The 13132-nt window shown below is 64.2% G+C and carries 14 protein-coding genes; 8 read left to right on the forward strand and 6 right to left on the reverse strand.

The window, feature by feature from the left end; all coding sequences use genetic code 11:
• Positions 1–75 precede the first annotated feature (75 nt).
• The 3 genes from JJB99_RS10820 (at position 76) to JJB99_RS10830 (ending at position 4924) form a co-directional block, all read left to right on the forward strand.
• Positions 76–1377 (forward strand): MFS transporter, encoded by a 1302-nt coding sequence (locus tag JJB99_RS10820; protein ID WP_200498751.1) that lies wholly within the window; start codon positions 76–78, stop codon positions 1375–1377.
• A 149-nt stretch (positions 1378–1526) separates the two neighbouring features.
• Positions 1527–4106 (forward strand): EAL domain-containing protein, encoded by a 2580-nt coding sequence (locus JJB99_RS10825; RefSeq protein ID WP_200498752.1) that lies wholly within the window; start codon positions 1527–1529, stop codon positions 4104–4106.
• Between the two features lie 254 nt (positions 4107–4360).
• A complete protein-coding gene (locus JJB99_RS10830; RefSeq protein ID WP_246775196.1) occupies positions 4361–4924 on the forward strand; it encodes a GNAT family N-acetyltransferase in 564 nt (187 codons plus the stop codon).
• 146 nt (positions 4925–5070) lie between these two features.
• On the opposite strand, the gene JJB99_RS10835 is transcribed toward JJB99_RS10830, so the two are convergent.
• Positions 5071–5571 (reverse strand): Lrp/AsnC family transcriptional regulator, encoded by a 501-nt coding sequence (locus JJB99_RS10835; RefSeq protein WP_200498753.1) that lies wholly within the window; start codon positions 5569–5571, stop codon positions 5071–5073.
• 119 nt (positions 5572–5690) lie between these two features.
• On the opposite strand from JJB99_RS10835, the gene JJB99_RS10840 reads away from it, so the two are divergent.
• A complete protein-coding gene (locus tag JJB99_RS10840) occupies positions 5691–6104 on the forward strand; it encodes a RidA family protein (protein ID WP_200498754.1) in 414 nt (137 codons plus the stop codon).
• A gap of 320 nt (positions 6105–6424) precedes the next feature.
• On the opposite strand, the gene JJB99_RS10845 is transcribed toward JJB99_RS10840, so the two are convergent.
• Together JJB99_RS10845 and JJB99_RS10850 are read right to left on the reverse strand one after the other, a co-directional pair.
• Positions 6425–7228 (reverse strand): isocitrate lyase/PEP mutase family protein, encoded by an 804-nt coding sequence (locus JJB99_RS10845; protein WP_200498755.1) that lies wholly within the window; start codon positions 7226–7228, stop codon positions 6425–6427.
• A gap of 70 nt (positions 7229–7298) precedes the next feature.
• Positions 7299–8198 carry an alpha/beta fold hydrolase gene (locus JJB99_RS10850; protein ID WP_200498756.1) on the reverse strand — a complete coding sequence of 300 codons (900 nt, stop codon included), beginning with the start codon at positions 8196–8198 and terminating at the stop codon, positions 7299–7301.
• Between the two features lie 99 nt (positions 8199–8297).
• On the opposite strand from JJB99_RS10850, the gene JJB99_RS10855 reads away from it, so the two are divergent.
• Positions 8298–8807 (forward strand): MarR family winged helix-turn-helix transcriptional regulator, encoded by a 510-nt coding sequence (locus tag JJB99_RS10855; protein ID WP_200498757.1) that lies wholly within the window; start codon positions 8298–8300, stop codon positions 8805–8807.
• Between the two features lie 89 nt (positions 8808–8896).
• Entirely contained in the window at positions 8897–9352 is a 456-nt protein-coding gene (locus JJB99_RS10860) for a hypothetical protein (RefSeq protein WP_200498758.1), read from the forward strand.
• A gap of 57 nt (positions 9353–9409) precedes the next feature.
• Here JJB99_RS10860 and JJB99_RS10865 read toward each other — a convergent pair whose 3' ends face one another.
• Entirely contained in the window at positions 9410–9838 is a 429-nt protein-coding gene (locus JJB99_RS10865; protein ID WP_200498759.1) for a hypothetical protein, read from the reverse strand.
• 37 nt (positions 9839–9875) lie between these two features.
• Between JJB99_RS10865 and JJB99_RS10870 the strand changes: the two genes are divergently transcribed.
• Positions 9876–10154, forward strand: a complete 279-nt coding sequence (locus tag JJB99_RS10870; protein WP_200498760.1) for a hypothetical protein — start codon at positions 9876–9878, stop codon at positions 10152–10154.
• A gap of 114 nt (positions 10155–10268) precedes the next feature.
• Here JJB99_RS10870 and JJB99_RS10875 read toward each other — a convergent pair whose 3' ends face one another.
• A complete protein-coding gene (locus JJB99_RS10875) occupies positions 10269–10916 on the reverse strand; it encodes a hypothetical protein (RefSeq protein WP_200498761.1) in 648 nt (215 codons plus the stop codon).
• A 162-nt stretch (positions 10917–11078) separates the two neighbouring features.
• On the reverse strand, positions 11079–11690 hold the full coding sequence (locus JJB99_RS10880; RefSeq protein WP_200498762.1) for a TetR/AcrR family transcriptional regulator: 612 nt from the start codon (positions 11688–11690) through the stop codon (positions 11079–11081).
• Positions 11691–11831: 141 nt separating this feature from the next.
• Between JJB99_RS10880 and JJB99_RS10885 the strand changes: the two genes are divergently transcribed.
• Complete coding sequence (locus JJB99_RS10885; RefSeq protein ID WP_200498763.1) at positions 11832–13058, forward strand: cytochrome P450; 1227 nt, start codon at positions 11832–11834, stop codon at positions 13056–13058.
• Positions 13059–13132: the final 74 nt, after the last annotated feature.

The raw sequence follows: 13132 nt of genomic DNA on the forward strand, positions 1-13132 counted from the left end.
ACGTGCATGCGCGAAAATCGCTTGACCCAAACAGCCCCGGATGATCGGTAAGATGGTCCAGGGGTGAAACATACGATGCGGCTTCCGTTCTTCTACGGCTGGGTCATGGTCGCCGTGACCTTCGTCACCATGGCCATCGGCGTCAACGCGCGCACCGCGTTCTCGCTGTTCTTTCCGCCCATCATCTCCGAGTTCGGCTGGGAGCGCGGCGTCACCGCGGGCGCGTTCTCCTTCGGCTTCGTGGCTTCCGGCGTGGCGAGCCCGCTGATCGGCCGGCTGATGGACCGCGCCGGTCCCCGCGCGGTGATGGAGCTCGGCGTCGCGCTCATGGGCGGAGGCATGCTGCTCGCCCCGCTCACCAGCCAGCCCTGGCATCTCTACGTCACGCTCGGCGTCATGGTGGGCGCCGGCAGCGTCTGCCTCGGCTATTCCGGCCAGTCGCTGTTCCTGCCGAACTGGTTCATCCGCACGCGCGGCTTCGCCATCGGCATCGCCTTTGCCGGCGTCGGCCTCGGCTCGGTGACACTGCTGCCCTGGGTGCAGCATATGATCGAGCAGACCGGCTGGCGTACCGCCTGCACCGCGATGGGCCTGCTCATCTTGCTCGTGCTGGCGCCGATCAATCTGCTGCTGCGCAAGCGTCCCGAGGACATTGGCCTGCAGCCGGACGGCGATGCCGCTCCGGCCGCGGGCGCGGCGCCACCGGTCTCCAACGTCGTCGATCCCGTCTGGGTCGGCACCGAGTGGACGCTCGCCCGTGCAGTTGCGACCGCGCGCTTCTGGTGGATCGCGCTCGGTTATTTCTGCGGCCTGTACATCTGGTACGCGGTGCAGGTGCACCAGACCAAATTCCTGCTCGACATCGGCTTCAGCCCGGGTGTCGCCGTGTGGGCACTGGGCATCGTCAGCCTGCTCGGCATTCCCGGCCAGATATGGCTCGGCCATGTCTCCGACCGAATCGGGCGGGAATGGGTCTGGGCAATCAGCTGCGCCGGCTTTGCGATCTGTTTTGCGGCGCTGATGGCGCTGAAGTTCCAGCCATCGCTGTGGCTGGTCTACCTCATGGTGTTCACGCAAGGCGCCCTCGGTTACGGCCTCACCTCGATCATGGGCGCGGTGGTGTTCGAGATATTTCAGGGCAAGCACCAGGGCAGCATTTTCGGCACGATCATGCTCGCAGCGCTGGCGGGCGGGGCGGCCGGCCCATGGCTCACGGGGTTTCTCTATGACCGCACCGGCGATTACACGCTCGCCTTTGGCATCGCGATCGTGGTGAGCGGATTATCGGCGTTCGCGATCTGGCAGGCCGCGCCGCGCAAGGTGCGAGCCGTGGCCGGCCGGCTGCACAAGCTCCGGGCGGAAATCCGCGCTGAATAGGTTCCGTGCACATCAAGATATCCTCGCGGTTTTCGCCGAACGTTAAGCATGTCGCGGCTTGGGCGACAGGCGACGGGGTGTAAAAAACGTCTTGGACACCATCGAAGCGTTAGCTTCGGGCCGATTGCCGTGTTCCGCCGGGTCGAACGATGTCCGCCTCCGATTGTCTTGTCACAGAAATTCCGGATGTGCTGCGCGCCGCGCTCGAATGCGCCGACGACGGCATCGTTATCGTCGACGGCGCGCATCGCATCACGCATTTCAACGGCGCCGCGGAGCGGATCTGGAAGCTGGAACGCGCCGAGGTGCTCGGCCGCGATGCCGAAATTCTCACGCTGAACTGCCTCCAGGCCGATCCGGTTGCCGACTTCCGCGACGAGATCAGCCTTATGCGCCGGGACGGCAGCCGCATCAGGGCGAGTGTCGCGCTCTCGTCCGTGACCATCGACGGCGCGGTCCATCACATCGTGTTCGCGCGCGACGTCACCATCGAGGCCGAACGCCGCGCGCGGATCGGTCTCCTCGACACGGTTGCGGACCAGACCAATCGCGCAGTGATCATCACCGACGTCGAGCAGAACATTGTCTATGTCAACTCGGCGTTCACGACGCTGTTCGGCTACACCAGCGAGGAGGCCGAGGCGCGCCATGCAGGCGAGCTCATCGCCGGCCGCCACACCGATCGCAAGACCGTCGCAAGGCTCGTCAATCGCCTAATACATGGCGGCCGTCGCGGCGAGGCCGAAGTGCTCGCCTACGACAAGAACGGCGAGGAGATCTGGGTCTGCGCCCGGATCGACGCCTTCCGGGACAGGAAGGGCCGGGTCAGGCACATCTTCGCGCTGCTTGAGGATATCACCGAGACCAAGCAGCTGCGCTCGCTCCAGCAGCTCATCATGAGCGCGCTCGCCGACGAGGTTCCGATCACCGAGATCGCCGACCGGCTGTGCCGCCGCGTCGAGGAGATCGCGCCCGACGTCGTCTGCTCGCTGCTTCACGTCGATGCCGCGGGCCTGGTCCATCCGCTCGGCGGCCCCAGTCTGCCCGAGAATTATTCCCGCGCGCTGGACGGCATCGCGATCGGTCCCGATGTCGGCTCCTGCGGCACGGCCGCCTTCTATGGCGAGCCGGTGCTGGCGACCGACATCGACACCGATCCGCGCTGGCAGCCTTACAAGACCATGCCGCTCGCGGTCGGCCTGCGCGCCTGCTGGTCGACCCCGGTCAAGGCCAAGGACGGCCGGGTCATCGCCACCTTCGCCTTCTACTATCGGGAGCCGCGCGCGCCGAGCACCTGGCACCGCCGCATCGTCGAGGCCTGCGTCGATCTCGGCGCCTTCGCGATCGAGCGCAAGGAGGCACGCGCCGAGATCGCGCGGCTCGCCTATCACGACATCCTCACCGGCCTGCCGAACCGCGCGCAGCTGCGGCACCTGATCACCACTGCGATCGATGCCTGCTCGACCGGCAGCCATGTCGCGCTGGCCTTCCTCGACGTCGACCATTTCAAGGACGTCAACGACACGCTCGGTCATGCCGCCGGCGACGAGCTGCTGATCCAGCTGGCGCAGCGCCTGCGCGAGCATATCGGCCCCCAGGACATGCTGGGCCGGCTCGGCGGCGACGAATTCGTCATCCTGCTGCCGCAGCGCAATGCCGAGGACGCCGAGCGCGTCGCAGCTGGGATCGCGGAGGCGCTGGCCGCGCCGTTGCGGCTCGGATCGAAGTTGATGCCGATGTCGGCCAGCATCGGCATCAGTCTCTATCCCGATCACGCTACCGACATCGACACGTTGATGCAGCAGGCCGACGCTGCGATGTACATGGCCAAGCAGGCGGGACGTTCGACCCATCGCATCTTCAATGCCGAGATGAACGGGCTTACCGAGCAGCGGCTGGCGCTGATCGCGGCGTTGCGTCGCGCCATCGCCGAGGGCGCACTCAGCCTCAGCTACCAGCCGCAGATCCGCAGCTGCGACGGCGCCATCCACGGCGTCGAGGCGTTGGCGCGCTGGCATGATGCCGTGCTCGGCGACGTCTCGCCGGCAAAATTCATTCCGCTCGCCGAGGAGTGCGGCCTGATCGAGCAGATCGGCCTGTGGTCGGTGCGCGAGGCCTGCCGCCAGATGGCGAGCTGGCGCCGCGCCGGGCTCAACATCCCCTGCGTCTCGGTGAACCTGTCGCCGATCAACTTCCGCAACGTCACGCTGGCCGCGCGGCTCAAGGACATCCTCGCCGAATACGAATTGCCGCCCGAGGCCTTGATGCTCGAGATCACCGAGGGTGCGTTCATGCAGGATGGCGTCGCTGCGCTCGAGACCATGAACGCGATCCGCGAGCTCGGCGTCGGCCTGTCGGTCGACGATTTCGGCACCGGCTATTCCAGCCTCAGCCGTCTCGCCCATCTGCCGATCCGCGAATTGAAGATCGACCGCAGTTTCATGCGCGACATCGAACGCGACGCCGGCGCGCTCGCCATCGCCACCGCCGTGGTGCGCGTCGGCCAGGGCCTCGGCATGACCGTCGTCGGCGAAGGCGTCGAGACCGAGGGCCAGCGCAGGACGCTGGCCGAGCTCGGCTGCGACGTCGTGCAAGGCTTCCTCTACGCCCCCGCGCTCGCCCCGGTCGCCTTCGAGCGCTGGCTGATCGAGCACTGCGCCGAGCAGGCGAGGGCGATGCTGGGGCGGCTCGCGCCCGTCGATGCCGTTGCAGTGAAGCGGTCGGCGTAGGCCGTGTACCTGACCCGGCGGCGTCATCTGATGGGTGACTACGTCCGCTTTGCTCCTAGAGTGACCAAGTTCATGCGGCAGCGTTGTATGTCGCGATGGGCCACTTCCGGACCTAGCCTGCGCGTTCGAATCGGTCGAGGTCTGCTGTGAGCTATTCGCTTCACTTTGACAGGGGGGCCAGCCCCCTTCCACTAAACAAACCCAGAAATGTGCCCTAAGCTGGTATCGAAATGTTGGCCGCCACAAGCGAGTGCATGATGTTGATGACTAAAGGAAAGAATTTTCCCTCGCTGTCCACAAAGCGCCTAGTGCTGCGCGCCATGACGCCCAAAGATGCCACCGCCTTCGGAGCACTCCTGTCGATACCGGAAGTAACCCGTCATTCAAATTGGCCGGATAAACCCAGCAAAGTTCAAAGCGAACGGTATGCAAGGTGGATGGTTAAGCTTTACGCCTCCGGCAAGGGCTGCGCGTGGATCATCGAAGACCGAAAGTCGGAATCCCTCATTGGCGCGATCCGCTTCAATAGCTTTGAGAAAAAATGGCGTTCTGGCGAGATCGGGTACGAGTTGCACCCGCAATTTTGGGGAAAGGGCCTGATGTCCGAGGCGGTCTCCGCCACGGTGGCATGCGGTCACGAGATTTTTGGGCTTAACCGCATCGAGGCTTGGACGCTCCCCGGAAACTCAGCGTCAGACCGGGTCCTGGAAAAATCCGGATTTCGATACGAGGGTACCCTTCGACAGAAGGCTTGGTTCAAAGGTGAGTATCATGATTTCCGAATGTTTGGACGGATTGCGGGCGACCCACCGAATTAAATTGATCGGTTGCAATTCGACGTGCTGACGTCCGGTCCGGGTTAATAGCTGACAGCCGCGAGCAGTGCGGGATGATCCGCTTGGGGCCACTTTAAGACATTTCGGTAGGCGGTGCTTTTCGTTGCGATGGAAGTGACAACAGACATTCACTTTCTGTCCAAATCGAAGTGTCCGAGTGGAAGTTGCGCATCGGCCTTGAGCGATTGGATGGCTATGTTGCTGCGCACGTCGCGCACAATTGGCAACTCAAGCAGTTTGCCGACAAGGAGCTGCTGATAGCGTTCCATGTGGGGTACCACGACCTCTAGGAAGTAGTCCGCTTCACCCGCCACAAGGTGACATCCGACCACTTCTGGCATGGCGGTCACGGCACGCTCGAAGTCGAGTGCGCGGTCGTTTGCGTGCCGATCGATCGTCACGGTGAGGAACACTGTGAGACCGAGACCGACACGATTGCGATGGAGTACCGCGCGATATCCGGCGATGACCCCCTCATCCGTCAATCGTTTCACGCGCCGTAGACACGGAGACGGGGAAAGGCCGACGCGATCAGCAAGTTCAGTATTGGTCAGTCGCGCTTCCGCCTGCAGTTCGGCGATAATGCGACGATCGATGTCGTCCAACTCAAGTTTGGCATATCTACTCACATTCCGGCTCCACGGTGATCACTTGTTGCGTCTCGCTGCCCTTCAATACCGCACTTCGCAAGGACACGCCTGTCGATCGTGGGACATATTGCCTGCCACCAATTCCGTGGAGTTGCCCCATGCCGACCGACACTGCTGTCGTCCGTTACCTGAACCCACCCGCCCTCGAAAAGCCGCCCGGCTACTCCCATGTTGTTGACGTGCGCGGTAATCGCTTGATCTTTATTGCCGGACAGGCAGGTGTTGATGCCAGCGGCACTGTCGTTGGTGGGGACATTATGGAAGGGCAAGCTGAGCAGGCATTCCGCAACCTGTCGACGGCGCTTGAGAGCGTCGGGTGCACTGCCGCAAACTTGGTGAAGCTTACCGTCTTCGTGCGCGACATGGGCAAATTGGCAGACTACCGACGCGTGCGCGATCGTTTCTTCAACTCGGTGAGCCCGCCCGTCGCTCCCGCGGTGACCCTCGTTGAGGTATCGCGCCTTTACTCGGAGCGACTGCTTATTGAGATTGAGGGCGTAGCGGCGGTATAGGCTCCGGCCAGACCGTTTTCGAACATTGCACAGCAGACAATCTCGCTACTTCCGACGAAGACCGCAATGGGTCATTTTCGGCGGTTTCAGCGGAGATTGTCGGTTGGCTGATGTCCGCTTCTACTCCGTAGGCGTCCAACCGGGGCTGCCCGAAGCGTTGCGCTTGGCCGGACCCTGGTGATTCAAGCCTCTAAACCGGCGGGCCCGAACCCATACAGTACGAACTCGCCGATTCTGAATGGATTGCCATCAAGCCCATGCTCCCGGACAAGCCGTGTGGCGTTGCCCGGATTAACGACCGTCTGCTTTAAAAGGCCGGCTCAGGCGTTCGGCTTCAGGAACGTGCCGTATTGCCTGCTCGCGGCGATCTCCGCAGCGGCCTGTCCGATGACACGCATCGCTGCCATCATGGGCCACGGCCCAAGACTCACGCGGCGCACGCCAACGCGGGCGAGATCTGCGATTTCGGGAACGCCTTGCGTCACCATGATGTTGACCGGCAGGGTCGTGAGCTGAACGAATTTCTCGATCAGCGCGAGGTCGGTGAGGCCCGGAACGAAAATGCCGTCGGCGCCGGCGTCGGCATAGACCTTCGCGCGCCGTGCCGCTTCGTTCATGCAGTCATCCGGCGATCCGAATTTCAGCAGAAACGGATCGGTCCTGGCATTGATGAACAGGCGAACGCCGAACTCTTGGGCGGCGTTTCGCACCGCCTTGATCTTCGCGGCATGCTGTTCGGGGCTGACGAGCTGGCGCTTTCCGTCGGCGAGCCCGTCTTCGATATTGATGCCGACGGCGCCGGCTTGCAGAATTGTCGTCGCCGACGTCGCGGCGGCCTCCGCGGTGTCGCCGTAGCCCGCTTCCAGATCGATCGACACCGGAACCGGGACGGTCGCGGTGATCCGCGACACCAGGTCGGCCACCATTTCGAGCGGGACGTTCTCTCCGTCGGCGTAGCCGAGGGCGGAGGCGACCGCTCCGCTACTGGTGGCGATGGCCGGAGCAGTCTTCGCAATGGCCTTGGCGGTGGCGGCGTCCCAGGCGTTGAACAGAACGAGCGGATCTGTTGTCCTGTGAAGAGCGTGAAACGTCTCTGCATGTTTCTGCTGTGTCTCGGCGTCCATTGCGCTCACTCCTGCTGAGAGAATCCATGAGGTCGATCGTGCGGCGCCGTCGGGCGGTCCGCTATTGCGTTCAGTCGGATGGGTGCGCCCTGAACCAGTCCATGATCAGGCCGGTGACTTCGGCTTCACGCTCGAGGTGCGGGAAGTGCCCGACGTCAGGCAGCACGACGCGCCGGTGCGGTCCCTTGAACAGCCGCTCTTCCTTGACCGAATATTTCGCCGTCGGATCGTTGCTGCCATAGATCGTCAGCGTCGGCGTGTGCATGTCAGCGATCGGCAGCCGGCCCATCCGTCCTGCCTCGGTGAGGCCTCCATAATATTTGAGGGCCGCCGCCATCGTGCCGGGAGAGCTGAGCGTCTCCTTGACCGAACGGAGATGCTCTTCGTTGTGAAAGCTCGGCGACCACAGCTTCCAGAGATAGTCGACGAAGGGGAGTCCCTCGATATTGACCGCCGACTCGGCGCCGATCAGCTGGAAGAAGTAGACATGGAAGATGGATCGAACGATGTCGGGATCCCGCCTGATGCTCGAGAACGTGATCGGGTGGGCCGTGTTCATCACCACCGCGGCCTTGATCGCCGATGGCGCCGTGGCCAACGCCTGGAAGGTCGACGTGCCGCCCCAATCCATGCCGACGACGCAGGCTTGCCCGTCTTCGCTCAGCGCCGCGATGAGCGCTTCGAGATCCCTGCCGAGCGCGATGGGGTCGAAAATGTCATCCGCAGGAATCGCGGTCGGCGCGTAGCCGCGCAGGAACGGCGAGACCGCGCGATAGCCGGCATCGGCGAAGACCTGCAGCTGCTTGCGATATGACCAGGCGTTGTCGGGAAATCCGTGCAGGAACATCACGAGGGGTCCGGTCCCCTGTTCGAGATAGGCGAACCGCACGCCATTGGCCTCGACGTAATTCAGGGCGGGTTCACCGGCGGTGGCCGTTGGTGTTGCTCGTGCAGCGCTGCTCGGATTCATCGTCATCCTCCATGTTTTGCTTCCTGCGACCAAATATGTGCGTAGCGCACATGTCTGGTCAAGTTGTTTTTTGTGCGTAGCGCACATATTGTGGCGGGCATGGAAACGGGAATCGCCAATTTGCTGGGAGCGCTCTCGCTCGCGGTCATGGATCGGATCGAGCAGGGCGCGCGCGAGGTCATCGGCCGTGGCGGCGAAACGCCCGCGGCGCTCGTTGTCATCGGCTATGGCCAGGGCATGACCAACGACAAGCTGCGGCGCATCCTCGGCCTGTCGCATTCCGGCACTGTCCGGCTGGTGGACCGTCTGGTTTCGGACCGGCTCGTCGAGCGCCGTGCCGGAAAGGACGGCCGCGAGATCGCCCTGCACCTGACCGCTACGGGCGCCGCGACCCGGAACCAGTTGATGACGTCCCGCATTTCAGCCGTCGCGTCGCTTCTCGATGTGCTGTCACCGGCGGAAACCAAGCGGCTCGAAACCCTGATCCACGCATTGCTGGCAAGGCAGGACACATCCGAGATGGATCGCTTCACGATCTGCCGGATGTGCGACGACAGGGTCTGCACGAATTGCCCGTTGCCCACGAACAAGGGCAAAGGCGGTCGCTAGCGGATCGCTCCGGATCGGAACATCTTGCAATTGCCAACGTTGTCGCGACCAGCGGCGTTGTTCAGCCGGCCAGCACAGAACACCACACGATGAAGAAGACCGCCGCGATCCTTGTCATGCTCTGTGCGTTGCCGGCTGCTGCCGGTGCGGAGAGCTGGAGCAGCTATCGCATTCCCGAGAGCGGGACCCGCGTCGACATTCCCGCATCCATCTTCACCGAAAAGGCCGGACAGCCTGACGGATACGGCGTGAAATACCGGACCGGCGACGGCCGTGCGGACCTCACGGTGCAGGCCGTCCCGAATGACGGCAGCTCGCCGGCCGCATTCCTCGCCAGGAAGAACCCGCCGGCCGGCATCATCTACAAGCGCGTCGCGCCGCGCTTCTTCGTGGTCTCCAGCATCCGCCGTGGCAAGATCTGGTACGATCGCTGCAACTTCGGGAGCCGCTACGTGCATTGCGTGCTGATCAACTATCCGGCCGCCGAGAAGCGGCAATGGGATGCGGTCGTGACCCGGATCAGCCGCACGCTGAGCGGCGGCTGATCTTCTGCGATGAAAAGAGCTGCCCGCGCGTTGCGGGCAGCAGTTCGTGAGGATTGTTCAGCGCACGTTCGTCGACGTCGTCGACATGGACGGCTTGGAGCCCGGCACATGCGACATGGTCTTGGTGGTCGATCCCACCTCTTCGCCCGCCTTCACTTTCGTGCGGGTGTGGGAGCGGCTGAAGGTGCCGCCCTCATGCGCTTGCGCACGCGCGTTGGAATTGAGCACCGGGCCGTTTCCCTTGTTCATGCTGGTGCCGGATTGCGCCCTGCCGTTGACGGCCGCGGCACCGCCGCCTGCCGCGATGGACGAGCCGGTCTGTCCCGAAGCCGACGTCGAGGTGCCGCCGGTGCCGAGTGTCGTGGCCGAGGTGCCGCCGGCGGCGGCCGAACCGCCGGTGCCGCCGGTCATGCTGGTTTGCGCCGATAGCGGCGAGGCAGCCGCGACCAGCAACGCGACCGCAGAGGTCGCGATCAATGTTTTCATCTGTCAGTCCTTTCCTTATGGCGACGATGTCGAGATCGTGCAGCCGTTGACGGTCACTGTGCTTGCGCTGGTCGAGCCGGGCCCGCCTGCAGTCGAGGACGAACTCGACACGTTGCCGCCGCCCGCCTGGATGTGCACCGACGATCCACCGGCCGAGCTCGAGCTCGACAACGAGCCGCTCGATGCGGACGAGCCGGTCGTGCCTGAACCTGAGGAGCCGATCGCAGTGATGCTGCCGTCGGCGTGTTTTTCGACCGTGACCTTGCAGGTCTCGCCCGAAGCCGTCTTGCCGGTTTTTTCCATTGTTACCGCCTGAGCAGCGCTGCCCATCAGGACCAACGCCGCGATCGCAACGATTGATCTAATCATGCGAGTTCTCCTCCAACAAAGACGAAGGAGCGGCATCGCTGCCGCTCCGCCGGCCAGAACGTCAGTCCCTGTCCTTCTTCATCTCGCCCTTGTGGTGGCCTTTGCCCTTCTCCATGCCCATCTCGCTGGCGTGACCCGCAGACGAGCCGGCTGCTCCCACGGTCGAGCCGCTCTTGCCGCCGCCCGCTGACGAGCCGCCGGTGCCGACAGTCGATGCCGAGTTGGAGCCGGAGCCGGAGCCTGCCGCGGAGCCGCCGGTGCCGAGGCTTGAAGAGCTCTTGCCGCCGCCGGCCGACGAACCGCCGGTGCCGAGGGTCGAGGCCGAGCCGCTGCCCGAGCCGGATCCGGCCGCAGAGCCGCCCGTGCCAACGCTTGAAGAGCTCTTGCCGCTGCCAGCCGACGAACCGCCGGTGCCGAGCGTCGAGGCCGAGCCGCTACCCGAGCCGGAGCCCGCTGCAGAGCCGCCGGTGCCGACCGTCGAGCTGCTGGTGCCGCCGCCTGCCGACGAGCCGCCCGTCCCGAGCGTCGATGCCGAGCCCGAGCCGCTGCCGGAACCAGCCGACGAACCGCCGGTGCCGACGGTCGAGTTGCTGGTGCCGCCGCCAGCCGACGAGCCGCCCGTGCCGACCGTCGAGCTCGACTGCGCCACGGCGAGCGCCGTACCGGCCAGCAGCGCCGCTGCGGCCGCAGACAATTTCAGAATCCTCATCAGTGTCTCCTCCGATTATCAAATTGCCAAAACAGGCTCGGGATAAAGTGGCAGAGGCTGAAACGTTCCTTTGGCAGGTTGGGGGATGTGGAAGATGCACGCGATATGATTGCGTCGGGTTCCGGTGACGCAGATGTCACGCGGGTGCGAAGCTCGGCGTTGTCAGGACGACGCCAGTCCCGTCCTGCGCCGCAAATCCGTGATCGCGCGCAGGAAGCTGTCGGCCGGCGTCGTCTCCGGATCGATCAGGCGGTGCAGGCGGAAGCCGTCTTCCAGCGCCAGCACGACGGACGCGATCCAGGGCGGGTTCAGCGTGTCGCGCTTCGCGCTGCTCTTCATGGTCGCCTCGATAATGTCGGCGACGAGCTTGCGCCGCGCGCGCAGGCGTTTGGCGAGTTCTGGGCGGCGCTTTTCGGCGCGCGCGACGAACAGGATCATCTCCATGTGCAGCAGCGGCGAGCGGCCGAGCGGATCCTGCCTGCTGCGATCCATCGCCTTCAAGGCCGCGATGAAATCGTCGAGATTGTCGTGCTGGGCGAGGATGTCCATGTTGCGGCGGATCGACTGCTCGACATGGTCCTCGAGCATGGCGATGATCAATTCGTCCTTGCTCTTGAAATTGGAATAGAACGCGCCGCGGGTGAAGCCAGCGGCGGCCGCGATCGCCTCGATGCTGGCGCCGCCGATGCCGTCCGCTTCGAACACGCGCGCGGCCGCCTCGAACAGCTTATCGCGCGTGTCGTCCCTGGTCGGCCTGGTTCTCAGTCTTGACATCGGACGAGTTTAGGGCAAAATGCAACTCGATACAACAATGTATCGAGTTGATAATAGACAGGGATGGTTACGCAAGGCTCCGTGCAAGGCTCCGGGGCTGCCTCGCGTATCGTGTCATGCGGCAACCGATGTGAGGTCACCATGAACGAGCAAGTGCAACCCGCCGGCGGACCGCTGTTCAATCCGCTGTCGCCGGACTTCATCCGCGATCCCTATCCGCACTACGACCGGCTGCGCACGGTCGATCCGGTCCACGTGACGCCACTCGGTCAGTTCGTCGCCAGCCGTCACGCCGAGGTCAGCCTCGTGATGCGCGACAGGCGTTTCGGCAAGGATTTCGTCGAGCGTACCAAGCGCCGCTACGGCCCCGACATCATGAACGAGCCGGTGTTCCGCAGCATGAGCCACTGGATGCTGCAGGCCGATCCGCCCGATCACACCCGTCTGCGCGGTCTCGTCGTGAAGGCCTTCACCGCCCGCCGGGTCGAGGACATGCGGCCGCGCATCCAGGAGATCGTCGACCAGACCATCGATGCCGTGATCGACCGCGGCCACATGGACCTGATCGAGGATTTCGCCTTCCGCCTGCCCGTGACCATCATCTGCGACATGCTCGGCATTCCCGAGGAGCACCGCGAGACCTTCTACAAGAGCTCGCGCGACGGCGGGCGGCTGCTCGACCCGGTGCCGCTCACGCCGGAGGAAATCGCCAAGGGCAACGCCGGCAACATGATGGCGCAGATGTATTTCCAGCAGCTGTTCGAGCTGCGCCGCAAGAGTCCCGGCGACGACCTCACCACCCAGCTGGTGCAGGCCGAGGAAGACGGCAACAAGCTCACCAACGAGGAGCTGACCGCCAACATCATCCTGTTGTTCGGCGCCGGCCACGAGACCACGGTCAACCTGATCGGCAACGGCCTGCTCGCGCTCCACCGCCATCCGGACCAGCTCGCGCTGCTCAAGGCGCGGCCGGAGCTGATGGTCAACGCAGTCGAGGAGTTTTTGCGCTACGATTCGTCCGTGCAGATGACCGGACGCGTCGCGCTCGAAGACGTCGACCTCGGCGGCAAGCAGATCCCGCGGGGCGAGAGCGTGCTCTGCCTGCTCGGTTCGGCCAACCGCGACCCCGCGGTCTATCCTGACAGGCCCGACCGGCTCGACATTACCCGTCCCAATGTCAGGCCGCTGTCGTTCGGCGGCGGCATCCATTTCTGCCTCGGCGCCCAATTGGCGCGCATCGAGGCCGAGATCGCGATCGCGACGCTGCTGCGGCGGCTGCCGGGCTTGCGGATCGATGACGTCGAGAACCCGGAATGGCGCCCGACCTTCGTGCTGCGCGGCCTGAAGCGCCTGCCGGCGAGTTGGTGAAGGACGGACGCGTTAACCTCCGCGCGCAACAGTCGCTGTGACTTCGCCACACTTCCCCCTATATAAGGGGCTGT

This window comes from Bradyrhizobium diazoefficiens, from assembly GCF_016616235.1.
Lineage (GTDB): Bacteria > Pseudomonadota > Alphaproteobacteria > Rhizobiales > Xanthobacteraceae > Bradyrhizobium > Bradyrhizobium diazoefficiens_H.